Consider the following 26,229-nt stretch of genomic DNA (forward strand, 5'->3'; position numbering starts at 1 on the left):
TTTCAACAATCTGATTGAGCCACTTCAGGCGCCATCCATGAACGACAGCATTTCCAGCCAGGTCACCTGGTCCCTCGCCCTCGATGCTCGCCAGGAGGGTGAAACCCTGCAGAATTGGCTCTACAGAGCGCTTCGTCAGGACATTCTCGGCGGGCGCCTGCCGCGCAATCATTTGCTGCCCGGCACACGCCATCTCGCGGCGCAATACGGTCTGGCCAGGGGAACGGTTCAGGCGGCATACAACCAGCTGCTGTCCGAGGGTTATCTGGAAACCGCGAGGGGCAGCGGAACACGGGTCAGCCTCACTCTGCCCCACGACCACCGCGCCTTGGCGCGCCATGCGCCCAAATCCACAGTACCAATTGAGGCGGCGCCCCTTCTGCCCGTTTCCCGCTGGGCACGTGAGCTGGTCGAACAGTCCCCCGCGTTTCTGCTGGATACGCAATTCCAGACTAAACCCTTCGTTCCGCATTGCTGCGATGTCGCCAACTTCCCGATCGATATCTGGCGGCGACTGCACGCCAGACACCTGGCCGCCGTCCAGCCGACGATCCTGTCCAGGCGGACCGCGCAGGGCTTACCGGCATTACGCCAGGCCATCGCGGATCACCTGGCGATCGCCAGGGGCGTAGCGGTGAGCGCGGAACATATCGTGCTGGTCAGCAGCGTGCAGCAGGCCTTGGATATTTGCTTGCGACTGATTATCGAACCGGGCGATACGGTGTGGATGGAGGATCCGGGTTACACCGGTGCCAGGCAGATCATGCTCGGCGCCCGTGCGAACGTTGTTGACGTACCTGTAGACGAATTGGGGATTGTCGTCGACGAAGGCATCAGGAAAGCGCCGCACGCGCGCTTTGTCTACGTGACGCCCTGTCGACAGGCTCCCATGGGGGTGGCCCTGTCACCGGACCGGCGCCTGACGCTGTTGCAGTGGGCTCGAGACAATGGCGTCTATTTGTTTGAGGACGATTACGACAGTGAGTACCGGTTCATCGCCAAACCGATCCCCGCGCTCAAGAGCATGCCCCAGGGCGACCGCCATGTGATCCTCGCCGGCACCTTCAGCAAATTGCTGTTTCCCGCCATCGGGCTGGCCTACCTGGCGCTCCCACCACAGCTGGTCGAGCCTTTCACTCGAGCGATGTCCCTGACCGCACGCAATGCCAACAGCCTGGCCCAGGCGGTGCTGGCGGACTTCATGACCGAGGGCCATTTCGATCGTCACATCCGCAAGATGCGCAAGCTCTATGCCGCCCGTGCAAGAGCGTTCGAAACCTTGTCCAAGCGGCTATGGGCCGACTTCATCGAGTTCACACCTATCCACGCCGGCCTCGACGTAGCGGGACGGCTGAAGAGTTTTTCAGAACCCGACGCAATGGCGTTGCTGCAAAACTGCGGTATCGGTGCCTTTCCCCTCAGCCGGTACACTCAAAGCGTCGAAATGCCGCCGGGTCTGGTGATGGGATTCGCCGCGCACACAGAATCGAAAATTGAGCAAGCAATGTCCTTTGTCGCACAAGCGCTGCTTGATCCTCATCACTCCAACAGAAATTGATCCTTGACCGATTGCGGGGTTCGGACGGTGACTAATTAGTCGAATGATCGGTTCCAGCAACCGCAAAGAACGACAATTCCCTCTTTGCTATGCGTGTTGGCATTAAGCTAGCCGCTAAACGGCCCAGAAGCTGGAAGCCGAAGGTCCGCAATTGGCCGCTCAAAGACCTGCCCGCTGTGTCGCGCATAACGGGACTTTCGTTCAATCGGCCCCCGCACCTGGTCTCACTGCGGGGGTTGGCCCGCCGCTACCAGCTCCCCAAGGACTGGTCTACCATGGTACTGCCCTCTGGTTTAGCCCCTCTGCACGGGAGTCGGCCATGCCCGAAACACCCGAAGAACTGATCGGGCAACCGTTGTTGCCCAACGACCGAACGCAAGCCGCCTGGTTCAACTTGTTGACCGCAATCATGGGCGCGCGCTTGCCCACCGACGCGCGCCAGAGCTACCACCAGGCATTGGGTTATCTGGCCGCCTTGCAGGATGCGGAACTCATCGATACGGTCGACAGCACGCTCATGCAGGCCACCGCCCAGCGCGCGCTGAATGATGCCTTGCAGCGCTTGCAGGGAAAAAGATGGTGACCGATATATGAGCGATCTTGACGCACATAACCCGTTTGCCGGGCTGAACCTGCCGCCGGCGGTGCAGGCCCAGGCGCTGAAACTGTGGCAGAGCATTTTGCGCGCGACCACCGTTTCGGACACGCTGCACGCTCTGGACCGTGCGGAAGGTTTTGTGCTGGGTCTGGAAACGCTGAAGGGGCTGAACACGGCGAGCCTCGAAGGTCTGTACCTGGCCTTCGATGGCGCCGCGCAAGCGAGGCAGATGCAGCTGGGGGTTCGAAGATGATCGGTGAAGGCATCCATGAAGAGGTGCTGCGCGTGCTGGTCGAGCAGAACGCGATCCGTGAGGTACGGGTCGGCCGAGTCGCGGGGGATGACACACAGTGGTCGCTGTCGGTGCGACTCGGCAGCCCGAGCGCGCGGCTGATTCCGGTGCGATCGCGGCGCGAGCAGCTGCGCACCTGGGCCAGCCTGACGGCCGTCGGGCGGTTCGCCGATGGCATCGGGTTGCGCGGGTTTATCGTCGAGCTTTGAAGGCGATAGCGGCAACCAGCCGCCACCGCCTCACCCTCGAGTCAGTCACATCCGCCACGATGGCTGTCGGTCGCCTACCCCTCGTTTGAACTTCGAATGTGATTTACTGTGCAAATACACAGTATTTTTCTACAGCGAACCTTTCCATGAACTTCGATCAGGCCAAAGCGCTGAGACTGCAGCAGTGGCGCTCGACCCTCGACGACCACGACTTTCGTTTGCAGAACCCGGAAGCACATCGACACACCCTGCTTGCCATGAGCGCCACCTTGTTCAGCGAGGGACTGATCGACGCGCTGCAGCAATTTGACCTGAACGAGATGGCGAATGCGGCGTACTGGCACGCGGTGGAGGAACTGCAGAGCTATGCGGTCCACTATTGCGGGGCCTCATCCTACGACGTGATCGACGGCCACGGCGCGCTGTTCGGCAAGATCGGCCGCTCGATTTTTTATGCTACCGAGTCGCTGGCCGACGCTCACCCCTCCTCCTACGACGGCAAAGTATATCGCGATGCCAGCGGGGCCAACCTGGTGCTCAACCCCTCTGGAGAGATTGCACGGATCAGCGGGCTGAGCCTGACACTCCCGGACGGTAAGCAGTACAGCCTTATCGAGACAGCCCGCACCATTGACGGGGTGACCTACGAGCCCCTGGATGATGCGGACACCTACCGTGCCCTGATTGACGTCGCGCAAGTGGCCCACGAAGGACGCGATCTGCGGACCTTCGAAAAGTTACGCCCGCTGATTGATCTGGCCTGCTTTCGTCTTTGCTCGGCTTGCTGGGATCGTTTCGACCAGCGCGAAGACTGTTCAGCCTGTAGCGGATCGGGCTTTGTGCCAAAGCGCCCGCTGCCTGGTCTACCCTGAAAGCACCCTTGGAGAACTTGGCCATGTGTGGACGCCTTTCTCAATATCGCGGTATTCACGATTTTGTCGCGGCACTGAGCATTCCCAACGCGCTGCTCAACTACGCTGGCGACCAACCCTTTGATCGCTACAACGCCGCCCCGACGACGCAGCTCGCCCTCTTCCACCAGGAAGGACATTACCTGCGCGCCGACATGGTGCGTTGGGGGTGGCGCCCACACTGGGCCAAAGACCGCGCTGCGCCGATCAATGCCCGTGTGGAAAAGGTGGCCCATGGCCCCTTCTTCCGCTCCATCTGGCGGCACCGGGCGATCATCGCCATCGACAACTGGTTTGAATGGGTGGACGAAGGCGGGCCGAAAAAGCAGCCGTATCTAATCCGCCACCGCGATCAATCACCGATTCTGTGCGCAGCGATCGGTCAATATCCGCATGCCGAACGCGAGCCTGCTGAACATGATGGCTTTGTCATTATCACCGCCGACAGCGCGGGCGGCATGGTGGACATCCATGACCGGCGGCCGGTGGTGTTTTCACCCGATTTGGCCCGGGAGTGGTTGGATCCTTCCACTCACAATGAGCGTGCCGAGCAGATGGCTTTACTGCAGGGTGAGCCCAGCGAGATGTTCGAATGGTTCAAGGTGGACAGGTCAATTGGCAACGTGCGGAACCAGGGACGCGCCCTGATTGAGCCGGTGGGAGAGATTGAAGGTGGAGACTACAAGGGCAATGGCTAATAGTTTGGGATTGTCTTCACGACGCCATCCAATACATCACCAAGAGTACCACTGAGACCCAGACGATCGTCATGATCAACGAAAGACCCACGAGCTGCTTGTCCATAACGCACTCACAAACGACGATCCTTCAGAATGCGCTACAACCTCCTCCGCAACAACCAGTGGCCAACCGCCATCGACTGTGTCGGGATTCGCTGTCGACGCAGTTATGCGGAAATGGAGATGGCCGCCTTCTCTGTTGCGAGCGGCTGCTTTTGGCCGAACGCTGTCGGTTGCCCATGTACGGGCGTTGGATATGGGATCAGTTCATCTGCCAGAAGTGGAGTGAATATCCAATAGTTATTCTGTGCGGACGACTGTGAAGTTTCAGAACACATGCGATGGCAGTGGGATGTGTTTATTGATCTCCTTCTGCATGTCGTTTCAGTGATGGACGTCCTTCTCGGCGAGTTGCTGAACATCGAACTGGTTGGATGACTTGGAAATTGATGCGTTGAAAGCGGCTATTTCGGATGATTTTTTTAGTGGATTTAATTATCTATGAACACAGCGGGCCTAGTGAAGGAGAAAAACAAGCGCGAAGCCTACAAACACGGCTGTCTGACGCTATCAAGAAGGCTCTCAATGAGGCCATGACCTCATTGCCATGAGACGGAGATATTTTCTACGGTAGTAATTCCACCGGAGCACACGCTAGGCTTTCAGCGATCTGGTACAGTTTTTCCACCGTGAGATTCACTTCGCCACGTTCAATCCTGCCCATGTAGCTTCGATCGATTTGGCAAATCAGGGCTAGCATGTCTTGCGATAGTCCTTTCGCCTTCCTCATTTGCCTGATCTTTGTCCCCAATTCTTTCGCGAGATTCCCCATAGCCGCCTCGACACGTATGAGGAAGGACTATCGTGGGTTTGCGGACGAATCAGCCACGGACTATAATCCGTATTTTGTTTGCGGATCAACGAGATGCCTGCATGAAACAAGATGTATTCAAATTCGACAGGCAGCTTCATGATCTGCTTTGCCAGCAGTTTTCCGTGGACTTCACAACCCGGCAGCTTCGAGACGCGTACGCGGCTCTGCTTCATCCATCGAGCTACCGGCTCGCGGACGTGCGAATTTATGTTTATGAGCAGATTCGCAGGCTGGTTCGGGTTGGCTGGGTGGAGATGAATGAGCAGCGTCAAAAGCGGGGACAAGTATTCCGCTTGCTGCAGATGCCGCAACAACTTCAGCTGGTACTTGTAGATAGCTGCTTTTCCAAGATCGTCGAACCTGCGGATATTCCAGCAGATGAGGAAAGAGAAAGCCCCCTTCCTTTGTCTACCTCAATGGAATTGACTTCGCCTGACGATGAGGCTCGGCTTCAAGCAATGCTGAAAGAAATACGACTCGATCTGCTCTCCTCCATGGGCGAGACAGAGCGCTACAAGCAGTTGTTTGAGGAAATTCCTCATCTGAAAGGGCGTCTTGAAACGGTGTATCTGGAGGTGCGCGACAGAAGCTCCAAGCTTCTTGGCCATCTGCGTGCAATTGAGAATACGCTTAAGGCGATTTCGGCCGCATGAAAGCCTCACTCAGGGTATGGCAGCACGACTGCATAAAGTTGGCTTTAGAGCACTACACGCAGCAACCTCATTTTTTTTGCCAAGCCACTCCTGGAGCCGGCAAAACAAAAATGGCCGCAGAGTTAGCCAAGCACTTGCTCCAACAAGACAAGATCGATCTCATCCTCTGCTTTGCTCCGTCACGTCAGACAATGAATGGCTTTCAAAAGACGTTCACTGCCGTCCTGGGAAAGCGTCTGGATGGATTGATTGGTGCCGTTGGTGTCGCTTGTACATATCAGGGAATGGAGTATCGAGATGCCGCATTTTGGAGATTGTTCGACGACTATAGGGTGTTCGCCGTCTTTGATGAAATTCATCATTGTGCGGGTCATGACTTGCTGCTGAGCAATGCATGGGGACAGCAGATTGTCCAAAGGATTCAAGACAGAGCCACCTTCACCCTTGCTCTCTCGGGTACTCCTTGGCGATCTGACCAAAAGGCAATTGCGCTTGCTCGATATTCGCATCCCGATGGAATTTTGATATGTGACTTCCGATACGGTTTACAGGAGGCAATCGCTGACGGCGTATGTCGATCGCCACGTATAGTCGTGTTGGATAACAGCATGGTCAGGTTGACCGAAGCCCTATCCACGGAGAGTACCGTTACGACGTTTCCAAGCATTGCTAGGCTGCTTTCTGAATCCCCCGTGTCATACGAAAACTTGCTCTTTCATGACGACATCCTGCGGCAGATTTTGTTGATGGGGTGTGCCAAGTTGCGCGAAACCCGAAAATTGCACCCTGATGCTGGGGGGTTGGTGGTTGCCACAAACATTGAACACGCTCATCTCATAGCCAGCATCATGCAGGCAGATGGTGAGGCGTGCCAAATCGTGACCAACAAGACGCCGAACGCACAACAGGTCATCGACGATTTTAGACATGGGAGCTGCGCCTGGATTATTGCGGTAGGCATGATCAGCGAGGGAACGGATATACCCAGGCTGCGGGTGTGTTGTCATTTGAGTCGTATACGTACCGAACTGCACTACCGTCAGGTACTGGGTAGAATTCTCAGGTGCTGCAGCGATTCAGATGATGAAGCATGGCTGTATGTCCTTGCAGAGCCCGCACTCCAGCATTTTTCGGAGCGTTTGGCCAATGACCTGCCCGACGATCACGCGGTGTTGAGCGTCGTGCGCGCTTCGGAGTTCGGGCCCGAGAATCAGGTCGATGACCAATCAGAAGATCCGAATGGACTCGAGATAGCCATCCTCGACGGTTCAATCAGCGGGGCGTTTGCACGAAAGGGAGGCGACCAAGCCATCTCAATTCTCGGCTCATCTGAGCGCTCCATTTATGAGCTAAATTTTTCTCAGCAGTACCGAACTCAGCTTTTGAGTGTGTGCTGAAAGAAATGTAATGCGCCGGGGGCTGGTGTTAGGAGCAGTTTCGCCTCGTTCGCCCGTGACTACACCGTGCGAGCGCAGCGAGTTGGAAGCCAACATTGATGTGGTTGATACAGGTCATTGCCTGATGGCCAATGTGAGAGGCTGTTATGCGGAAACAGAAAAACAAACGAAAGAACGAGCCATTTATCAAGCCCATCATGGCGATCAAGATAACTCGGGAAGCGCGTCGATTGCTCGCTGGGCGTTCAGCTCGTGCTAGTCGGTTTCTAGATGCGGTATCAATTGTTGACAAGAATCTAGAACCCATTGGCAGCCTGGCTGGGGGAAAATAGATGTAGCCATCATCAACGATGCTTCGGAGCTCCCCTCATGCTTTAGAGGTTCTAAGGAGCGGACCAAGGTGGGGTTTCAAGTTAGAGACGAAGCTATCTCCGATGTAAAACTGTTTTTGATAAGCGCGGTGTATGAGTGTTGATTATGTCTACTGAAGCCATGCTTGCGAAGGCATACCAATCGTATAGGGCCCATCTGGAAGTGATGCTCCATATTCCCTCCTGCGCCACGGACGATGATATCCACGCAAGAATTGCAGCTGGTCTTCCGACCTCCAGTTTAGACTCGTTCTGCGAACACTTCAGTCCAGATCTACTCGACCGTGCAGGATTTGCCGCTTTGAGTACGAACCAAATGCAACCAGCGCTTACGCAGCTACTGAGTGAGAATGATGGCGCGTACCTAGTTCGCATTACGCAGATTGTTGCATTGGCAGATGTTTTTTTTGGTGATGAGGCGAAAGCCAGGCGCTGGTTGTCCACGCCAAAAAAACGTTTTTCTGGAGAAACGCCGATTGCGATGCTTTCCACTTCACAGGGCATGTGGCGAGTGGAGCAGTTGATAATCCAGGCTGCTGAAGGGATTACATTTTGATTTACGTTCGATCTGAGCAGTCTCTGCACCACAACTGACCAGAATCTGCCACTGAGTCAAAAACTTCACATAGTGGTAATCGTGCGCTTGAATTTAGAGTTAGCAGATAGATGGCGGGCCAAGCACTAAAGGCTGGTTATCCCGCCATCTGGTCGGGTTAAGCGATGCGTCGGCGCAATGGCATCCGGATTAAATCTTGTCCAGGCAACTTTTCGGCTGCTGGGCAAAATGTTTCATCTTGCTCGTTAATGTATTCAATAAAGACTTTTGAAAGTAACTCCCAACCCTCTAAAGAGAGTTTTTTACTAAATATTTCTCTCATTTTGTCAAATTTCTCACAGCTACGCATTGGTGATGCTAAGCCTACATGTTCACAATAGGTAAGGTCTTCCGTTCCAAGTTCTATATGCATCAAGCCAGAGCTTGTGATTCTTAAACGAACAGTTTCATTCAGCTCCTCGCTAGTAGGGTCGTATGGCTCAACTAAACGATAGGAAAATAAATCTTCCATGTGCCTCATAGTTGTTTTTCTGGACATCCCCATCGGCTCAAGAAACGTGGCGATAGAATATGCATCCATGTACTGCGTCTCCGGGTTCTGTGCATCAACTGATTTTTGCTTAAGAACTTGAAGAATAGAAAGTTTTGCAAGCGGTGTACTTATCTGCGACGGATCAATGGTAAACACGTTAAGGATAAATGCATTATCCGACTGAGAAAAATAGTTGTAATCGCCAAGAAAAATAGCCTTTTTTATTTTAGATGAATGTATCCTAACTCTGCCTGACTGTGACAAATATGTTTTTACTAAGTCATCGATGGCAATATGTGGCGAGGTGAGGGTTCGCCTTGTCAGTTCAAGCGTTCGCCGAATATCAAAATTACAGAGCGAGCCGATTAGTCGTGATATATAGTCTGTGTCAATGAATATACTCTCGATGCAAGCAGTGAATGCATTTATATCTTGAAGACTGACTCGAATTCCTCTTGATAGAAAATATTGCTCTTTCGGACCAGTAGAGACTGCCTTGATCTTTTGCCTTAAGAATTCCACTCGCTTCTGAAGCACTTCTTTGGTTGCTGGGGTAGGCAAGTAGAATGCTTTATATGTATAAGACTGGAAGGGACCGTTTTTGGATAGCTGCCAAATTGTTCTATCAGTCACGGGGCAAATTATAAAACAGTGGTTTACTACTCGAAATAATGACTGGGCATACTGAAAGACGGCTTCTTGAAATTCTTTAGGATAGTGGTCAGCATTGTCAAAAATCAGGCATGGCATCATTTGCCGCCCGCCGATCGTATGCCAAAGCAAAGCGTTTAGGTATTTTCCTTTCTCATTCAATCGCTGCGATTGAATGAATTTACCAAACTCTATTTTAAATTGTGTCTTGTCTGACTCGTAAAGATGTTTAAGCTCCCCCTGATACCATCTTTTGTACTCTCTAAAAAATACGCCTTGGAGATCATCATAAGTGAGCTCTCCCTCAGGAAATAATGCGATTTCGGCTAGATTGGACAGCGTGTCATCTAACCAGTTAACTAAATCGGAAATTTGACCGGAAGAGGACCTCAAATCAATTCGCAGCACCAAGCAGCGTTCTCTTGTTTCAGCATCAAGCGTGGTCTTGAAAAATCGCTCTATATAAGTCGACTTCCCCGCGCCCTTATTCCCTATTATTAGAGCAAAATCGCCTTTCTCCCTTGCTACCGCATCACGAATGCCCTCTGCTAAGTTATGCGAATTTTGGCCTCCAATGTAATCTATTTGCTCAACTATGTTTTTAGCTATTTTCTGAAGACTGAGATCTGTATCTCTACTTTCTTTGCTTTCTACAAAACAATTAATCAACAGTTCAGGATCATCATCACCAGACATAGAGCTAAAAAAGCTACTAAATATTTTTTCGACATCCCTTGCTATCGGCGATTTATTTAACATGGATGGAGCTGAAGAAGATCGCAATTTGTATAATTGCTCGGACTGGTATAAAGAAATCCCTTCGCTATCGTTGAAATAGATTTTGTAAAGTTCTTGCAGAACTCCTTCGTACGAGAAGTTTTCGTAAAACCTAGGAAATTCCTCTTGTATAGATTGTAATGAAGGAAAAACTAAGATTTTGTAATCTTTCTTCTTGCGACCATCACCGCGAATGCACCAATGCCCGATCCATTCCTTCCCGTTTGTGACCACACAAAACGGTACGCCCACATCTAAACAATATCCTTCGGCTTGCTTAAGAGCAGGGATCGCTGTCCTAGCGACGGGACCATCGTATTTATAGTAATTTGATTTTTCTGACCTTGTATCCAGCAGTGTGTCATTGTAATTTTTCGCCTCAACAACAAGTTTATTGATATCATCCATTGACATGAGATAGTCAAGTCTGCCTTCGCCCTCTACCACCTCGGTTTGTATGACTGATCTTGGCCATAACAAAACCTCTGTTACGATTCTATCAATAAGGTTAAATCGAGAGTCTTGTTCAGTTTGTATTTTTTCGTCATGAGCAGCAGCGAAAGTTAAAATATCCTTGAAGCGTTCGAATCCTTCGTCAGTTTTCATTCAAATTCGCTCTACGACATAAATTGTGGGATGGTTTTCTGTACTTCCGCTTCTAGCTATCAGCTTTTAATATAGTATTGCTACAGCAATAATGTGAACAGTTCAACCAACAAGGTTGTGGTTTTTTACTGGCTTTGGCAACGCCTCCTCTTCAGCGACATTCCCTCGAGTTACGCACTCATCTTCGCTCACGCGTACCTGAGCATGGAAAGATTTACGACCGACCGCTATGGGTAGAAAACCGTAAATCAAGATACCTGCTTTCGATCTCCATAGTTACTACCTATGCAGTTCTCTAGAACTGGCGTAGCCGCATAATCGCGTCTGTAATCGCTTTGGCATTGGTGTCCAGGGTTTCCATGGCCGCTGTTGCGTTAGCTCCAATATCCTCTACGCCGTTTTCCGAAAGCCATTTGGAGATCTCCTCTATCGCTGCACTAAGGGCGTGCTGGTTGTGCAGAAGCAATGTCAGAGCATCTGCTGTTGCGATATTGGAGTTGGGGTTATCTGGCATCGCGGTCATCCTTGACTTGAGGACTGGCACAATGAGTCTAGTTCATTTCGCCGCTGAACAAGGCAGGTTAGGTAATGCACAGATGGCCCTAGACGGCCAGTCGTGAACGACTGCTTTCGGTCAATTCTGTTGGATCCAGTAGGCCGTTGTTGCGCCAGAGATGTACGCGCCCGAGATCGAAATCTTTAATTTTCGCGGTGGCTTCCGCATTGTGATTGCACAGATCGCGATGAATAACTCGGCACTACAAAATGCAAGCGTGACGCCGCATGAGCCAAATGACGGTTTTTTCGCAACCCGATAGTCGTCACTTGTGGGGGCGACAACGTAGGATCAAGGCTATTTTTCAACGGTTTCAGCATGAAGGTGCCAGATGAGCATTCAGAGGACTACGAAGTTGATCAGCACCCGTAACGAAGAAAATGCAAACCTTTTACTCCAGGTAGGGTGGACGCTTTTGTTGATAGCTGATCGGCAGGAAGGTGCCCACCAATGGCTGCTTTATCAGTTTGGATGGCAGCGAGAAGGCGAGCCTCCGGAAATCACATTCACCGGCGTTGAAGGTGGCCCAGATCCGTTTTGAGAAGCAGGTACGACGTAGAGGAAACCTTGGCAAAGTGATTTTCCGCAATCATAAATCGTTTAAAAACAATTGATTGCATTGGTGATGACCAGTCATTTGCATTCGACTTGACCATTTGCATTCGAGTTGACCACCTGCACTCACTTTGACCAAGGTGCCTTTCAGGACAGGATGTCCCACGTGCGCTTACGACTTTTTAGCCTCCGCATAGATTCACCCTTCAGTTCGATTACGTGAGATTTGTGAACGATACGGTCTAGGATCGCATCTGCAATTGTTGGGTCGGAGAACAAGTCATACCATTTTTCCTTCGGATACTGACTAGTGACCAGTAATGACCCGTTCTGTGACTGTTGATCGATAACGTCGAGGAGGAACGGTCCAAGCTGGGCGTCGATGCCACCGATACCAGCATCCGCAAAGGTGGGGGAAAAGCTTACCTTGGAAGCAACGTATGAAACTAATGTCAAAGCTCATCGCAGGAGATATGGGAATTGAAGTTAAGTATGCCATGCAGCCGCAGTATGAGCTTCGGAGGGATGTAGGAGACATTGCGGTTGATCTGATCGAAAAGTACGAAACGGATTCCGCGCTCGCAGAGTGGGGCTGGAATTGCATGATTGCGGGCACACCACAGGCAGTGCCTCCCGTGTCGTTGCTCGTTGGCCCACGTTTTTTTGATCAGCCAGACCCAGAGGTACCACTGGAGCACTGACAGTCTCTTCAGGGAACACGTATCAACCACCGACGAACGACTGTTGGGTGGTCAAGTGCAATGCAAACGCGTGGTCAAGTGCAGTGCAAACGAGTGGTCAAAAGCGATGCAAATAGGTGGTCAAATTCATGCAATTACGCAAATTGCCTTATGAAGCCTGGAAACCACTGTTCCAGAGGGGCTCAGAAGGTGGCGCGGACTGTACAGGATTTACTAACGATCACCACCCCTCAGATCGTTGTTCGACAGCACCACGATGGGCGTCTTCGCAAGATCCGGCCGAAAGACCCGCTCGCAGCTTGCGTAGAAGCTGTTGCAGTCAATCAGCGCGAACACCGGTTCAGTCTTTGCCATGGTCACGAACGCTGTAACTGACAACGCCCCAGATCGACAGCTCGTCGCCTTCCATGATGTAACGCGGCGGATAGGCGGGATTTTCCGACTGCAGCACCACGACGCCATCACGCTGGTACAGCCGTTTGCACACCGGATCGGTATTGAGCGATGCGATGACGATGTCGCCGTGCCGCGCTTCCTTGCTGCGATCGACAATGGCGATGTCCCCGGAATGAATGCCCGCACCGCGCATGCTGTCGCCCTCGATGTGGACCAGATAGACATGCGGCGCGCGGATGTCGAACAGCTCATCGAGGGAGATGTGCTTTTCGATGTGGTCAGCCGCGGGGGACGGAAATCCGGCCGCCACATGGCAGGAAAAAAACGGCAACTTATCGCCGCCTGACAACAACGGGCCAAGGATCGTAACGCTCATCTGGCAAGCCTTGTAGGAATTAACTGTATAGATATACAGTTAACAATCTGTACTGCTCGCGGTCAATCTCGCGGGTGAAGAATTCGACGAGGGGACAGTATGTGCGGGCGCTACTCGATCTATGAGTCCATGGATTACTACCTCAAGGAACTGGCCACCAAACAGCCCGTGATCAACGGCTACGACCTGTGGCCGATCGAGCGCTACAACGTCGCGCCGACCCATCGCGTCGAAATCATCCGGCCGGTCGAAGGCGGGCTGAGCGTCGACAAGGTGAAATGGGGATGGTCGCCGGCCTGGGCGAAGGCAAATCCAGTGCTGCCCATACTGGCCAGGGTCGAGACGATGGCGAGCAACCGGTTCTTCAAGGATCTCTGGCCACAGGGCCGTGCGCTGGTCCCTGCCAACGGCTGGTTCGAGTGGGTGGAAGACCCGTCTGATCCCAAGCGAAAGCAGCCGTACTACTTCACGCTGAAAGATCAGACCCCGATGTTCTACGCAGGCCTCGCTCAGGTGCGCCCCGCCAGCGAACCCGATGATGGCGATGGTTTCGTGGTCATCACGACTGCCAGCGACGGCAGGATGCTGGATATCCATGAACGTCGGCCGGTGGTCCTGGCACCTGAACAGGCGCGGGAGTGGCTGGATCAGACTACCTCGCCACAGCGCGCCTGGGACATTGCGCAGCAGCACTGTCGGCCAGTGCAGGACTTCGACTGGTACAAGGTGGCAAAGGCAGTGAGTAATGTGCGCAATGAGGGCCGGGAAATGCTTGATGCCGTTTGCGAGCAATCGAATCGCACAGGGCAAATGGATTTGGATTTCTGATGCGCGGCCTCAGGAATTAAGGCCGGATGCGCATCCGAACGCCCTCCCCACTTGCACCCGTCCCCCGCAAACTGTGACGATACCCACCTTCTCTCCACTCCCCGCGCAGATACGGACCATCCAATGATCAAAAATGCACCGCAAGCGCTCTATCGGCGTGCGAAGGATTTCGTGCAGGACCAGCTTCGCGCGGGCGTTTGGAAAACCGGGGACATGATTCCTTCGGAGCATCGGCTGGTCGAGGAACTGGGCATGTCGCGCATGACGATCAACCGGGCCTTGCGCGAGTTGACCGAGGAAGGTCATCTGGTACGGATTTCCGGCGTTGGCACTTTTGTGGCAGAGAGCAAGCCGCAATCGAACCTGCTGCGAATCACCAACATCGGCGATGAAATTGTTGCTCGGGGTCACCAGTACAGCTGCAAGGTCCTGCATCTGGGACGCGAAGTCGCCTCGATGCCGGTGGCTGCCGCATTGTCGCTGCCCACCGGTGCTTCGGTGTTTCATGTGATCTGTGTGCACAGCGAAGAAGGCATTCCAGTGCAGCTGGAGGATCGCTACGTCAATCCCGAGATGATTCCGGACTTTCTCCAGCAGGACTTTGGCGCAAACCTGCAGCCTGCCATGTATCTGCTGCAGGTCCTGCGGCCGGATGAAATGGAGCACATCGTCGAGGCCAGTCACCCCAGCAGCGATGAAAGCAAATACCTGCAGATCGATATCAACGAACCCTGCCTGGTGCTCATGCGCCGGACCTGGAATCAGAGCAAGATCGTCACTTATGTGCGCTTGATCCATCCCTCTTCGCGCTATCGCCTGGGCAGTCGCCTGCCGGTCAATGGCGCTCACAGGGACAATTGACAGGAGCCCCTGCCCGTAACCCTTCCCGGGAAGTCAGATTGCGAGCGACGTAGCACCTCTGATACCGGGAGCGAGCGCTCCCGGCCATGGGCATGATTAGAGGCTTGGCAGCAAACGAACCGGAACCAGTTCGTTCAGGCAGCGGGAGGCCAGCAGTTCGCTCGCGGTGTTGATGTCCGGGGCGAAGAAGCGGTCCTTGTCGTAGTGCGCGACTTTGTCGCGCAGGGTGTTGCGTGCCACTTCCAGCTTGGCGGAAGTCTTCAGACCGTTGCGCAGGTCCAGGCCCTGGCAGGCGGCGAGCCATTCCACGGCGAGAATGCCGCGGGTGTTTTCAGCCATTTCCCACAGACGCTTGCCCGCAGCCGGAGCCATGGACACGTGGTCTTCCTGGTTGGCGGAAGTCGGCAGACTGTCGACCGAATGCGGATGGGCCAGTGCCTTGTTCTCGCTGGCCAAAGCCGCAGCGGTCACCTGAGCAATCATGAAACCGGAGTTCACGCCACCGTTGGCCACCAGGAACGGCGGCAGTTGCGACATGTGCTTGTCCATCATCAACGAGATGCGGCGCTCGCTCAGCGAACCGATTTCGGAGATGGCCAGGGCCATGTTGTCAGCGGCCATGGCCACAGGCTCGGCGTGGAAGTTACCGCCGGAGATCACATCACCTTCGGCCGCGAATACCAGCGGGTTGTCGGAAACGGCGTTGGCTTCGATCACCAGCACTTCAGCGGCCTGGCGGAACTGGGTCAGGCAGGCGCCCATGACTTGCGGCTGGCAACGCAGGGAGTACGGGTCCTGGACCTTTTCGCAGTTCTGGTGGGAGTCGGACACTTCGCTGCGCTCGCCCAGCAGATGGCGATAGGCAGCAGCGGTGTCGATCTGGCCGCGTTGACCGCGAGCGGCGTGAATCCGTGCATCGAACGGCGAGCGCGAGCCCAATACGGCTTCGACGGTCAGGCCGCCGACTGCCAGGGCGCCTGCGAACAGGTCTTCACCTTCGAACAGGCCGCGCAGGGCGAATGCGGTGGACACCTGAGTGCCGTTGAGCAGCGCCAGACCTTCCTTGGCCGCCAGGGTCAGAGGCTCCAGACCGGCCACGGCCAGAGCTTCGGTGGCAGGCAGCCATTGGCCCTTGTAACGCGCCTTGCCTTCACCCAACAGCACCAGCGACATGTGCGCCAGCGGCGCCAGGTCGCCGGAAGCACCCACCGAGCCTTTCAAAGGAATGTGCGGGTAAACCTCGGCGTTGATCAGCGAAATCAGCGCATCGATGACTTTGCGACGGATACCGGAGAAACCACGGCTCAGGCTGTTGACCTTGAGCACCATGATCAGGCGGACCATCGCGTCGCTGATCGGCTCGCCGACGCCGGCGGCGTGGGACAGCACCAGCGAGCGCTGCAGGTTTTCCAGGTCTTCGCTGGCGATGCGGGTCGAGGCCAGCAGGCCGAAACCGGTGTTGATGCCGTAGGCGGTGCGGTTCTCGGCGAGGATCTGCTCCACGCAAGCAACGCTGGCGTCGATCTGCGCGGTGGCGCTGCTGTCGAGGGTCAAATTCACCGGCTGTTGGAACACGGCGCGCAACTGGGCAAGGCTCAATTGGCCGGGGATCAGGTTCAAAGCAGTCATGTTCAAGCTCCATCAACCGGCATGAGGGTGCGTCCGCGAGCGCCTCGCCTCTTGTCGTCGTTCGATTTTTTGTAGGAAACGGCGGTAGCCGTGCAGATGTAAATACAATCATGTATATACAAGCTTAATCAAGCGAAATTTATGCGGGGACAGGGGCCTCCAGACAAACGAGCTGGATTTAACTGAGCTGTATATACAGCTCATGAATACTGCCCTTGTAGGAGCGAGCTTGCTCGCGATGGTCTTCAACGATGACGCTGGCGGTCTGCTGCCCCGCGGTGTCCTTGCGTGCATCGCGAGCAAGCTCGCTCCTACAGTGAGTAGCACATGAATCAAGGACGGATGACCCCATGCCCCCTTTTACGCTGCATCCGCGCAGCGACTACGCTTGGGCGATGACTCCCCGTTTTTGAAAAGAAGACATCTCCATGAGCGACACTTTGCTGTCCGAACTCGATACCGCCCTGCCCGTTCTTGCCCGCAAGATACGTGTGCTCGAAGCCCTGGCCTGGCCCGATGGCGTCGAAGAGGACTTTCTCGCCCGCTGGCGCAGCGGGAACGCGCGACTGCCCGACGTCGAGCAGCGTCCCCGGGACCTTGGCGCCGAGGTCACCGCTCTGGAATCCTTCATCGGCCGTTGCGACAAGGGGCATCCGGCCGGCAATTTCCTCGCCGTCACGGCGCAGAGTTACGCCACTGCCGGACGCATGCTCGGCGCCATCGGCACGCCCGACTTCACCCGCTATTCATCAGCACTCTACCGACGCCCGGATTTCCCCTATCCGCGCCTGAAGCTGAGCATGCTCGACGCCGCCCGCTTCTTCCTCAAGACCACCGACGCTCTGCTGGGTGGCACCCAGATTCCGCCGAGCCACGCCGACATCCCTGCCGATATCTTCGCGGACTGGATGCGCCCGGAGCTGGACCGGTTCTTCGGCCCAGGGAAAATCTCGGTGGTGCTCGATTCTTCCCTGGCGGCCAAGGCGATTGCCGGATCCAGCCGCATCCGCCTGCGCTCAAGCGCCCTGTTCTCGGAACTGGACAAGCAGCAATTGCTGCAACACGAGGCCTTCGTGCATGTGGCCACTGCGCAGAACGGCGCGCAGCAGCCCAGTCTCAAAAGTCTTTCACTGGGAGCGCCTCGAACCACCCAGACCCAGGAAGGCATCGCCACCCTGGCCGAACTGTTCACCGGCAGCATGGACATCAACCGCCTGCGCCGCCTGGCCCTGCGGGTGCTGGCGGTCCAGCAGGCACTGGACGGAGCCGATTTCATTCAGGTTTTCGAAGGTTTTCTGGCGGCAGGTCAGTCGGAGGAAGAGTCGTTCCGCTCGACCCAGCGGATTTTCCGCGGCGCCGACTTGCGTGGCGGCTCCGCATTTACCAAGGACGCCGCCTACCTGACTGGCCTCTTGGGCGTGCATACCCTATTGCGCCTGGCGATTCGAGACAATCGGCCGGAACTGGTCGGCCGGTTGTTCGCCGGACGCCTTGATCTGGGGGATACGGTGCGCCTGGGTCCCTTGTTCGAGTCTGGCTTTCTGAAAGGGCCGCTTCACGTTCCTGGCTGGGCCAGCGATTTGCGTCGCCTGGCCGCCAACCTGGCGTTTTCGGCCTTCATTACCCGGATCGATCTGGAGGTGCTCGATTTTGAAGTGTTCATGGCGTTCGCGGACGAACATGAAGCCGATGCGAGTGCGCACTGACGGGCGCTGTCTGGATACCGGCATGGCACGGCCCCCTGTAGGAGCGAGCACGCTCGCGATGGTCGTCAACGATAACGCTGGCAGCCTGATTCCCCACGGTGTCTGAACCTCCATCGCGAGCAAGCTCGCTCCTACAGGGAGCGGCGCCAGATCTAGGGGTTACCCCTATGGTCTAATCTTCCAGCCTGCCGATAATCGATAAATCCCATAGCTGATGGCCTGCCTAGAATGGATCAGATCCTTTCCCTTCTCTCCGATACCATCCCCAAAGCTCAAACCCTCGAGCAACTGACCCGCCCGCTGCTGACTCTGCTCAGCCAGGTCACCGGCATGGAATCGACCTACCTGACCACCATCGATACCGACGAAGGCGTGCAGCGCGTCGAGTTCGCGCGCAACGTCGGCGACATGGTGATTCCAGAAGGATTGGTCGTGCCCTGGGCCGATACCCTGTGCAAACGGGCGCTGGATGAAAACCGCATGTACTCGGACAACGTCGCCGAGTGCTGGGGCGATTCGGATGCCGCCGCGGCTTTGGGCATCAAAACTTACGTCAGCGCGCCGATTCGATCCAAGGAAGGCGAAGTGTTGGGCACGGTCTGCGCCGCCAGCTCCGATCGGGTGCCCCGCTCCGCTGAAGTCGAGCCGTTGCTGAACCTGATGTCAGGCCTGTTGGCCTATTCCCTTGAACGCGAGCGCATGGTGGAACAGTTGCAGGTCGCCAACGCCGAACTGACCCGGCTGGCCCTCTCCGATCCTTTGACCGGCCTGTCCAACCGCCGCGCCATCCTCAACGATGCCGTGCGCCTGTTCGCCCTGGCCCAGCGGGAAAAGAAGTTCGTGCTGATCGGCGTCATCGACCTGGACGGCTTCAAACTGATCAACGACACCCACGGCCACCTCGCAGGCGACCAGTTCCTCTGTGGCGTCTCCGTCCAGTTGCAGAACGCCCTTCGGGCCAGCGATGTCATCGGCCGCACCGGTGGTGACGAGTTCATTGTGATCGCCCTTGGCACACCATCCGGTCAGGACGACCTGGCGAAGGACATGTCCCATGCCGCCGAACTGCTGCAGGATCGCCTGAGCAAAGCCACCTTGGGACGCTATGAATTGGGACACGGCCTGAACGATATCGACTATGCCGGCGCGAGTGTTGGCGTGGTGGCGGTGATGCCTGGTAGCACCACGGTGGATGAAGCCACGAAGCTGGCGGACCGCGAGATGTATCGGGTCAAGCAGCAGCGCAAGGCCCAACGTTAACCTGCCTGTGGGAATGACACTGTGGTGAGGGGATTTATCCCCGTTCGGCTGCGCAGCAGTCGTAAATCCTGGCAACGCGGTTTGTCTGGAAGATTGCGTTGGCAGGTTTTGGGGCCGCTTCGCAGCCCAACGGGGATAAATCCCCTCACCACAATGTACCTGTTGTCAGTTCAATCTCTTAACTGACTGGCATTAGGGCAAACCCCATCACCACAAGATTTCATGCGCCCTCTTGATCAGGTCCGGCCCACAGACCCCGTCACCGGCAGATTCCCCAACAGATTCAACCCCGTCGTCTTCACGAACGTCTCGTAATCCATCGGCTTTTCAACCCGCGTTTCAGCGTTAGGCAGCACATACGCCCACGCGCGTTTGGACGACGCGTCGTACACCAGCTTGTACAACCGCGTCGGCACCCAGACCTTGTTGTCCCCCACCGTTCCATGACCAGAATCAAACAGCGGCCCGGTAAACACATACACATTGCCCCCGGCGCGCTGGGCGAACTTCCTCACGTCGGACTCGACCTTGCTCCAGATCTTGCGATTGTTGGTCGGGTCCTGCGGCACCATGTTCGACAGCGCGAAGGATTGCGCCATCGCATTCGGGTTCGGCGCATCGGCCGCCGGCGATTGATGGCCGCGATCCACCGCCGGTTTCTGGCTGCGGTAATCGCTCAACTCAGCGCGCCCGCTCTTGGGGATCCGTGGGTCGGCGTAAAACTGGTTGGTGCGCTCCTCGCCTTTGGCGTCCTTCAGTTGCGCGGCATTCAGGCGCTCGACCACCACCAGCGGCGTCTTGCTGGTTTGCGAATACAGCACGGCGAAATTGTCGGAGCACAGCGCCAGCGGTTTCATGTTCGCCGACACCGTGGCCATGGCCAGCGGCCTGGAGGAAGGGAACAACTCGGTGCAGCCGTCGAACGAGGCCTGTTTCTGTTGGCTGGAATACAGATCCAGCGCTGCACTCTGGCTGATCGAACCCGAGCGCGAGCCTTGTTCATGATGTTGCGCGGGTGGCTTGAGCAGATCCAGCAGGCTGCGGGCTTCTGCGCCGGTGGAGAGCAAAACAAGGGCCGACAGCCCAACTGCAATTTTGCGTAGGTGCATGGTTATTTCTTCGATTTGGATGGGGACTAGACGAGCGGAGAGCCCCGCTGCAGGGGGTTCTTTTTGGCGGCGGGTGCAGCTTATGGAGTGGTGAGCATGCTTTCACTGTCCTTGATCAAATTTGCGGGAAACATTGACCATGGCAAATCAAATAAGTGCCGGTTCACGCCTCACCTGTGAGCAGTGGCCTGGCGGTATTGGCGCGGGGTGAAACCGCTGGATGCCTTGAACTGGCGGGTAAATGCGCTGTGGTCGGTATAGCCGCACTGCAGGGCGACGTCAGTGATCGGCAGGTCGCTGTGCAACAGGCGATGGGCATGTTCCAGGCGCACTTTCTGGATCATCTGCCGGGGTGTCAGGTGGAATACCCGTTTGCAATAGCGCTCCAGTTGCGCAACAGAAATGCCGGCGATGCGCGTCAGTTCGCTGAGACTGATGCGGCGATGAAAATGCGTGCGAATGTGTTCATCTACCGAGGCCAGGCGCTCGTACGCGGGGTGGGTGTCGCTGGCCGATTGCAGGTCGACGGAGATGCCCACCAGCCCAATGATTTGGCCTTCACGATTGTACAACGGCCGTTTATGGGTCAGGCACCAGCCGGGTTCTCGACTGCCGTACAGATGCAGCTCCAGTTGGTCTTCGAGTACCAGTCCCTGTTCCAGCACACGCCGATCCTGCTCGGTATAACCGGGCCCGAGTTGCTCGGGAAAAACCTCGGCGCTGGTCCTGCCCAACAAGGGTTGTAACTGCTTCAGGCCACAGCGCTGAACCAGCGTGTGATTGGCCATGACGTAGCGCGCCTGAAGGTCCTTTATGAAGATCGCGGCATTGGGGATCACGTCCAGCATCGGTAGCACAAGCGCCACGCCCGCCAGCAATTGCTCCATGGTTTCAGGGCGATTTTGCTCGTTGCCCAGCCCCAGGATCGCGAAGGCTTCCTGCGTCATTAATCTCACTCCCCGCGTGTCCGGATAGACGAAAGTCAGGCAGCTTGCCCCATGCCCGGAGAGCTGTCGAGACGACATTTAATTGGATGCGCATTGTGCTGATTTCGTCATCCAGCCTTATGCAAACCATCAATCGCCGCCCACCCGACAAGTCCAATCTATGGCCACTGCCGTCCACGCCCCGCGACGGCCTGATCGTTCGCCCCCAGCTTTTTGAAAGGATGGATTGATGAAAAAAGTACAGGTAATCGATTCCCACACCGGCGGTGAACCCACGCGCCTGGTGATGAGCGGATTCCCGCAGTTGGCCGGCCAGACCATGGCCGACAAACGCGACACCCTGCGCAAGTATCACGACCAATGGCGCCGCGCGTGCCTGCTGGAACCCCGTGGAAATGACGTACTGGTCGGCGCCTTGTACTGCGAGCCCGTTTCGCCGGACGCCACCTGCGGCGTGATCTTCTTCAACAACGCCGGTTATCTGGGCATGTGCGGCCACGGCACCATCGGCCTGGTCAATTCGCTGCACTACTTGGGGCACATCGCACCGGGCGAGCACAAGATCGACACGCCGGTCGGCCAGGTCAGCGCCACGCTGCACGAGGACGGCAATGTCACCTTGCGCAACGTCCCCGCTTATCGCTATCGCCAGCAAGTGGCGGTGGACGTGCCCGGCCATGGCCAGGTCCACGGCGATATCGCCTGGGGCGGCAACTGGTTTTTCCTGGTCTCCGATCACGGCAAAGCGTTGCACATGGACCACGTCGAAGCCCTCACCGAATACACCTGGTCGATGCTCAAGGCCCTCGAAGCCCAGGGCATACACGGCGAAGACGGCGCGCTGATCGACCACGTGGAGCTGTTCGCCGACGACGATCAGGCCGACAGCCGCAACTTCGTCATGTGCCCGGGCAAAGCCTACGACCGCTCCCCCTGTGGCACCGGCACCAGCGCCAAGCTGGCGTGCCTGGCGGCCGATGGAAAACTGGCCGAAGGCGACACCTGGATTCAGGCCAGCATCACCGGCAGCCAATTCAAAGGCCGCTTCGAACACGAAGGCCAGCGCGTGCGCCCGTTCATCACCGGCCGCGCCTACATGACCGCCGACAGCACGCTGCTGATCGACGAACAGGATCCTTTCGCCTGGGGCATCTGAGTCGCCTCGGCGTGAATAAACGCATCGTTTTATCAACACAACTTTTGAATGAACGCAGCAAGGAGTGAGAACAATGAGCGACAACATCTTCACCGGTTGCATCCCGGCACTGATGACCCCATGCACCGCCGAGCGCAAGCCGGACTTCGATGCCCTGGTGGCCAAGGGGCGCGAGCTGATCGATATCGGCATGAGCGCCGTGGTGTATTGCGGTTCCATGGGCGACTGGCCGCTGTTGACCGAGGCCGAGCGCCAGGAAGGCGTGGCCCGTCTGGTGGCCGCCGGCATTCCGACCATCGTCGGCACCGGTGCGGTGAACAGCCGTGAAGCAGTGTCCCACGCCGCCCATGCGGCCAAGGTCGGCGCCCATGGCTTGATGGTCATCCCTCGCGTGCTGTCCCGTGGTGCTTCGGCCACCGCGCAAAAGGCTCACTTCGCGGCGATTCTCGAGGCGGCGCCAAACCTGCCGGCGGTGATCTACAACAGCCCTTACTACGGTTTCGCCACCCGCGCCGACCTGTTCTTCGAACTGCGCCGCGAGTATCCGAACCTGATCGGCTTCAAGGAATTCGGTGGCGGCGCCGACCTGCGCTATGCCGCCGAAAACATCACCTCCAAGGACAATGACGTGACCCTGATGGTCGGCGTCGACACCCAGGTGGTCCACGGTTTCGTCAACTGCAACGCCACCGGCGCGATCACCGGCATCGGCAACGCCCTGCCCCGCGAAGTGCTGCAACTGGTGGCCCTGAGCAAGCAGGCGGCCAAAGGCGATGCCAAGGCCCGTCGCCAGGCGCGCGAACTGGAGTCGGCGCTGGCAGTGCTTTCCTCCTTCGATGAAGGCTGCGATCTGGTGCTCTATTACAAACACCTGATGGTGCTCAACGGCGACAAGGAATACAGCCTGCACTTCAACGAAACCGACGTGCTCAGCGACTCTCAACGTCGTTACGCCGAAGCCCAGTACTCGCTGTTCCGCCAGTGGTATGCGAACTGGAGCAAAGAACAGAACCTGGTCTGACGCACCTTCGCTGGTACAGCGGCGCGCTGCGGTACGCCGCTTTTTGTTCTCGTCCCCCCATTATTTTTTTCAGGAAACGCCATGACCCTCACAGGCAACATGCTGATCGGCCAGCAGGCCATCCGCGGCACCCGCGCAGCGATTCGCGGGATCAATCCAGCCACCGACCTGCCCCTGGAACCGGCCTATCCCGGTGGCTCCGGCGAGCACGTCGAACAGGCCTGCGCCCTCGCGGCGGCAGCCTTCGATGATTATCGGGAAACGTCACTGGCAGCCCGCGCGCTCCAGCACGGCAATCCGCTGACGTTGCGCCGTTTGCTCGATGGGCAGAGAGAGGCCTGAGGTATGTCCAACGATCGCACTGCCAACGATCCACACGACGTCACCGTGATCGGCGCCGGCATCATCGGTGTCGCCTGCGCGCTGCAACTGGCTCGCCAGGGGCGGCGGGTGGTGGTCGTCGACCAACAGGAGCCCGGTCGGGGCGCGTCCTACGGTAACGCCGGGCATCTGGCGACCGAGCAGGTGTTTCCCATTGCCGACCTGTCCATCCTCAAGCGTTTGCCCGCCATGTTGATGGACCCCATGGGCCCGTTGCGCTTGGACTGGAAGTACATGCCCCGCGCCTTGCCCTGGTTTACGCGTCTGCTGTTGAACCTGCGCCCGGCGCCATTCCAGCGCACCGTGGCAGGCATTCGCGCACTCAACGAAGGCAGTCTGGGGGCGTGGCAACGGTTGTTGCAGACGATCGCCCGGCCGGAACTGCTCAAGGAAGACGGTTCGCTGCTGGTGTTCGAACGTCCTGAATCGAAATCGGCGATCCAGGCGCTGCAGGAGCGCATGCGCTTGCAGCAGGTGCCGGTGGATTTCTGGCAAGCCGGCGCCGTACACGAGGCGGCGCCGCGATTGAGCGAGCAGATTCAGGGAGGCTTGTTCTTTCCGCGTACCGGGCATTTTCTCGACCCTTACCGGGTCGTCTGCGAACTGGTCAGCGCTGCACGCGCTTGCGGTGTGCAGTTTCTCAAGCAACGGGTTCAGGGCGGGCACTTGCACGCCAATGGGGTTTCGCTGCTCACCGGGCAAGGCAGCCTGAACAGTGGCCAGGTCCTGATTGCCTGCGGCGCTCACTCCGCCAAACTCACCGAAACCCTGACCGGCAAGAAAGTCCCGCTGGACACCGAACGTGGCTATCACCTGATGCTGCCCCACGAGCATGAACGGCTGCCCTTCGCCGTCACTTCGCTGGAGCGCAAGTTCATCATGACGCCCATGGCCGACGGCCTCAGGCTGGCCGGCACCGTTGAATTCGCCGGCCTCGACGCGCCACCGAGCATGGAACGCGCGTGGCAGTTGCATCGCCTGAGCAAGGGCCTGTTCCGCCACGACCTGAATGCCGAAGCCGCGACCCCATGGATGGGCTTTCGCCCGTCGCTGCCCGATTCCCTGCCGATCATCGACAGCGCGTGCGAAGGCCGGGTGCTGCTTGCTTTCGGCCACCAACATCTTGGCCTCACCCAAGCCGCCATCACCGCCGAACTCATCGCCGACCTGGCCTCCCACCCAACCCGGGCAAAGGACGCCTACCGCCTGAACCGCTTCTGACCGCCCCTCCCACAGGTGCTGCGGCGGGCTGCTGAAATGGCGAAGACATTGAAGTGCACCAGTTCCGGGGTCAGGCCCAGTTCGTTGGCGATGATCTGTACGGCCTGGGAGCAGGTTTGGTCGGCGATGTAGAGCTTGGTCATGTTTGCATTCCTCGGGGAGTCAGTCGTTATGCCGCGCCCTGTTTCGGGCTGGTGAACAAAGTCTGTGCTCGCTCGAGAAATCGATAAACCGTGCAAATGGCTACGCTCTGTAGCTTCTGTGGCGACAATGACGTGTGCTTTTTTCCGGACAAAAAAAAGGCCCATTTGCGGATGGGCCGAAAGAAATTACGCCAAAGGACGCGGGAGCAATGAATGAGTCTGATGGGCAACCAGAACATCAATTTCCGCGTGGGATGCACTTTAACAGCTGAAGGAATTTACAAAAATCATGGTCAGTAATACTGACTATTGAAGAATAAGATGTTCGTTGGTTGTGTTGGCGTGGTACGGGGTTGTGGACAGGCTTAGTTATCGTTCTTGCTGATATTTAAGGTTTTTTTGGTACTGGCGTTTTGGTGGTAATTGGTATGTAAATTCAATTCCATGAACTAAGGATGGATATTCGAAGTCCGTTTTTTACCCGCGTAATAATTGGGGAAATACATTACCTGCGAACAACACAAAAAACTTGTGGGAGCGAGGCTTGCCCGCGAAGGCGTCAGGTCAGCCAGCATCGATGTTGGATCTGCTGGCCTCTTCGCGAGCAAGCCCGCTCCCACAGGTTCCGTCGTCTGCCACAAAATCTGCGAACAACACA

26 protein-coding genes and 3 pseudogenes are annotated in these 26,229 nt (G+C 56.5%); 19 read left to right on the forward strand and 10 right to left on the reverse strand.

Translation table 11 applies throughout. The features are described from left to right. Window positions 1-37 precede the first annotated feature (37 nt). The 6 genes from pdxR (at window position 38) to ACW9JE_RS02750 (ending at window position 4,266) form a co-directional block, all read left to right on the forward strand. Window positions 38-1,558: a MocR-like pyridoxine biosynthesis transcription factor PdxR gene (gene pdxR, locus ACW9JE_RS02725; protein ID WP_457431804.1), complete on the forward strand. Its 1,521-nt coding sequence runs from the start codon at window positions 38-40 to the stop codon at window positions 1,556-1,558. 319 nt (window positions 1,559-1,877) lie between these two features. Next, window positions 1,878-2,141: a hypothetical protein gene (locus ACW9JE_RS02730; RefSeq protein WP_457431805.1), complete on the forward strand. Its 264-nt coding sequence runs from the start codon at window positions 1,878-1,880 to the stop codon at window positions 2,139-2,141. Window positions 2,142-2,148: 7 nt separating this feature from the next. Next, the gene (locus ACW9JE_RS02735) at window positions 2,149-2,409 is read left to right on the forward strand and encodes a hypothetical protein (RefSeq protein ID WP_457431806.1); all 261 of its coding nucleotides are present in this window, start codon (window positions 2,149-2,151) and stop codon (window positions 2,407-2,409) included. Next, the gene (locus ACW9JE_RS02740; protein WP_457431807.1) at window positions 2,406-2,657 is read left to right on the forward strand and encodes a hypothetical protein; all 252 of its coding nucleotides are present in this window, start codon (window positions 2,406-2,408) and stop codon (window positions 2,655-2,657) included. The genes ACW9JE_RS02735 and ACW9JE_RS02740 overlap by 4 nt, the downstream gene beginning before the upstream one ends. 146 nt (window positions 2,658-2,803) lie before the next feature. After that, a complete protein-coding gene (locus tag ACW9JE_RS02745) occupies window positions 2,804-3,529 on the forward strand; it encodes a hypothetical protein (protein WP_457431808.1) in 726 nt (241 codons plus the stop codon). Window positions 3,530-3,552: 23 nt separating this feature from the next. Continuing rightward, window positions 3,553-4,266 (forward strand): SOS response-associated peptidase family protein, encoded by a 714-nt coding sequence (locus tag ACW9JE_RS02750; RefSeq protein WP_457431809.1) that lies wholly within the window; start codon window positions 3,553-3,555, stop codon window positions 4,264-4,266. A gap of 667 nt (window positions 4,267-4,933) precedes the next feature. Here the strand turns inward: ACW9JE_RS02750 and ACW9JE_RS02755 are convergent. After that, window positions 4,934-5,140: a helix-turn-helix domain-containing protein gene (locus ACW9JE_RS02755; RefSeq protein WP_457431810.1), complete on the reverse strand. Its 207-nt coding sequence runs from the start codon at window positions 5,138-5,140 to the stop codon at window positions 4,934-4,936. Window positions 5,141-5,241: 101 nt separating this feature from the next. Here ACW9JE_RS02755 and ACW9JE_RS02760 point away from each other — a divergent pair, with 101 nt between their 5' ends. The 3 genes from ACW9JE_RS02760 to ACW9JE_RS02770 all read left to right on the forward strand — a co-directional run bounded on the left by ACW9JE_RS02760 (window position 5,242) and on the right by ACW9JE_RS02770 (window position 8,159). Beyond that, window positions 5,242-5,835 carry a hypothetical protein gene (locus tag ACW9JE_RS02760; RefSeq protein WP_457431811.1) on the forward strand — a complete coding sequence of 198 codons (594 nt, stop codon included), beginning with the start codon at window positions 5,242-5,244 and terminating at the stop codon, window positions 5,833-5,835. Continuing rightward, entirely contained in the window at window positions 5,832-7,232 is a 1,401-nt protein-coding gene (locus tag ACW9JE_RS02765) for a DEAD/DEAH box helicase (protein WP_457431812.1), read from the forward strand. The genes ACW9JE_RS02760 and ACW9JE_RS02765 overlap by 4 nt, the downstream gene beginning before the upstream one ends. Before the next feature lie 477 nt (window positions 7,233-7,709). Continuing rightward, window positions 7,710-8,159, forward strand: coding sequence for an antitoxin Xre/MbcA/ParS toxin-binding domain-containing protein (locus tag ACW9JE_RS02770; protein WP_457431813.1), 450 nt, complete (start codon window positions 7,710-7,712; stop codon window positions 8,157-8,159). 157 nt (window positions 8,160-8,316) lie between these two features. Here ACW9JE_RS02770 and ACW9JE_RS02775 read toward each other — a convergent pair whose 3' ends face one another. Beyond that, window positions 8,317-10,725: a hypothetical protein gene (locus ACW9JE_RS02775; protein WP_457431814.1), complete on the reverse strand. Its 2,409-nt coding sequence runs from the start codon at window positions 10,723-10,725 to the stop codon at window positions 8,317-8,319. A 295-nt stretch (window positions 10,726-11,020) separates the two neighbouring features. Next, window positions 11,021-11,239: a hypothetical protein gene (locus tag ACW9JE_RS02780; RefSeq protein ID WP_457431815.1), complete on the reverse strand. Its 219-nt coding sequence runs from the start codon at window positions 11,237-11,239 to the stop codon at window positions 11,021-11,023. A gap of 397 nt (window positions 11,240-11,636) precedes the next feature. Here ACW9JE_RS02780 and ACW9JE_RS02785 point away from each other — a divergent pair, with 397 nt between their 5' ends. Beyond that, entirely contained in the window at window positions 11,637-11,822 is a 186-nt protein-coding gene (locus tag ACW9JE_RS02785) for a hypothetical protein (protein WP_457431816.1), read from the forward strand. Between the two features lie 161 nt (window positions 11,823-11,983). On the opposite strand, the pseudogene ACW9JE_RS02790 reads toward ACW9JE_RS02785, so the two are convergent. Next, window positions 11,984-12,238, reverse strand: a pseudogene (locus ACW9JE_RS02790) (ATP-binding protein); the annotation flags it as partial. Window positions 12,239-12,276: 38 nt separating this feature from the next. On the opposite strand from ACW9JE_RS02790, the gene ACW9JE_RS02795 reads away from it, so the two are divergent. Beyond that, the gene (locus ACW9JE_RS02795; protein WP_457431817.1) at window positions 12,277-12,537 is read left to right on the forward strand and encodes a hypothetical protein; all 261 of its coding nucleotides are present in this window, start codon (window positions 12,277-12,279) and stop codon (window positions 12,535-12,537) included. A gap of 234 nt (window positions 12,538-12,771) precedes the next feature. Here ACW9JE_RS02795 and ACW9JE_RS02800 read toward each other — a convergent pair. Both ACW9JE_RS02800 and ACW9JE_RS02805 read right to left on the reverse strand, forming a co-directional pair. Beyond that, a pseudogene (locus ACW9JE_RS02800) lies at window positions 12,772-12,891 on the reverse strand (Y-family DNA polymerase); the annotation flags it as partial. Beyond that, a complete protein-coding gene (locus ACW9JE_RS02805; RefSeq protein WP_224537897.1) occupies window positions 12,878-13,309 on the reverse strand; it encodes a LexA family protein in 432 nt (143 codons plus the stop codon). The pseudogene ACW9JE_RS02800 and the gene ACW9JE_RS02805, both read right to left, overlap by 14 nt. A gap of 99 nt (window positions 13,310-13,408) precedes the next feature. Here ACW9JE_RS02805 and ACW9JE_RS02810 point away from each other — a divergent pair, with 99 nt between their 5' ends. Next, a complete protein-coding gene (locus ACW9JE_RS02810; protein ID WP_457431818.1) occupies window positions 13,409-14,137 on the forward strand; it encodes an SOS response-associated peptidase in 729 nt (242 codons plus the stop codon). 123 nt (window positions 14,138-14,260) lie between these two features. Next, entirely contained in the window at window positions 14,261-14,998 is a 738-nt protein-coding gene (hutC, locus tag ACW9JE_RS02815; protein ID WP_457431819.1) for a histidine utilization repressor, read from the forward strand. Window positions 14,999-15,094: 96 nt separating this feature from the next. On the opposite strand, the gene hutH is transcribed toward hutC, so the two are convergent. Beyond that, window positions 15,095-16,627: a histidine ammonia-lyase gene (gene hutH / locus ACW9JE_RS02820; protein ID WP_457431820.1), complete on the reverse strand. Its 1,533-nt coding sequence runs from the start codon at window positions 16,625-16,627 to the stop codon at window positions 15,095-15,097. A gap of 428 nt (window positions 16,628-17,055) precedes the next feature. On the opposite strand from hutH, the gene ACW9JE_RS02825 reads away from it, so the two are divergent. Further along, complete coding sequence (locus ACW9JE_RS02825; RefSeq protein ID WP_457431821.1) at window positions 17,056-18,333, forward strand: flavohemoglobin expression-modulating QEGLA motif protein; 1,278 nt, start codon at window positions 17,056-17,058, stop codon at window positions 18,331-18,333. A gap of 228 nt (window positions 18,334-18,561) precedes the next feature. Further along, on the forward strand, window positions 18,562-19,593 hold the full coding sequence (locus ACW9JE_RS02830) for a sensor domain-containing diguanylate cyclase (protein WP_457431822.1): 1,032 nt from the start codon (window positions 18,562-18,564) through the stop codon (window positions 19,591-19,593). 236 nt (window positions 19,594-19,829) lie between these two features. On the opposite strand, the gene ACW9JE_RS02835 is transcribed toward ACW9JE_RS02830, so the two are convergent. Both ACW9JE_RS02835 and ACW9JE_RS02840 read right to left on the reverse strand, forming a co-directional pair. Next, window positions 19,830-20,702: a DNA/RNA non-specific endonuclease gene (locus tag ACW9JE_RS02835; protein ID WP_457431823.1), complete on the reverse strand. Its 873-nt coding sequence runs from the start codon at window positions 20,700-20,702 to the stop codon at window positions 19,830-19,832. A 170-nt stretch (window positions 20,703-20,872) separates the two neighbouring features. Continuing rightward, on the reverse strand, window positions 20,873-21,649 hold the full coding sequence (locus ACW9JE_RS02840; protein WP_457431824.1) for a helix-turn-helix domain-containing protein: 777 nt from the start codon (window positions 21,647-21,649) through the stop codon (window positions 20,873-20,875). Window positions 21,650-21,878: 229 nt separating this feature from the next. Between ACW9JE_RS02840 and ACW9JE_RS02845 the strand changes: the two genes are divergently transcribed. The 4 genes and pseudogenes from ACW9JE_RS02845 (at window position 21,879) to ACW9JE_RS02860 (ending at window position 25,428) form a co-directional block, all read left to right on the forward strand. Further along, window positions 21,879-22,805 (forward strand): 4-hydroxyproline epimerase, encoded by a 927-nt coding sequence (locus ACW9JE_RS02845; RefSeq protein WP_457431825.1) that lies wholly within the window; start codon window positions 21,879-21,881, stop codon window positions 22,803-22,805. Between the two features lie 73 nt (window positions 22,806-22,878). After that, a complete protein-coding gene (locus tag ACW9JE_RS02850; RefSeq protein WP_457431826.1) occupies window positions 22,879-23,826 on the forward strand; it encodes a dihydrodipicolinate synthase family protein in 948 nt (315 codons plus the stop codon). Window positions 23,827-23,907: 81 nt separating this feature from the next. After that, window positions 23,908-24,108 (forward strand): annotated as a pseudogene (locus ACW9JE_RS02855) (aldehyde dehydrogenase (NADP(+))); the annotation flags it as partial. Window positions 24,109-24,171: 63 nt separating this feature from the next. Beyond that, entirely contained in the window at window positions 24,172-25,428 is a 1,257-nt protein-coding gene (locus ACW9JE_RS02860; protein ID WP_457431827.1) for an FAD-dependent oxidoreductase, read from the forward strand. Here ACW9JE_RS02860 and ACW9JE_RS02865 read toward each other — a convergent pair. Next, on the reverse strand, window positions 25,407-25,571 hold the full coding sequence (locus tag ACW9JE_RS02865) for a hypothetical protein (protein ID WP_457431828.1): 165 nt from the start codon (window positions 25,569-25,571) through the stop codon (window positions 25,407-25,409). The two genes, ACW9JE_RS02860 and ACW9JE_RS02865, sit on opposite strands and share 22 nt — an antisense overlap. Window positions 25,572-26,229: the final 658 nt, after the last annotated feature.

It is taken from the genome of Pseudomonas sp. SDO55104_S430 (assembly GCF_054070595.1).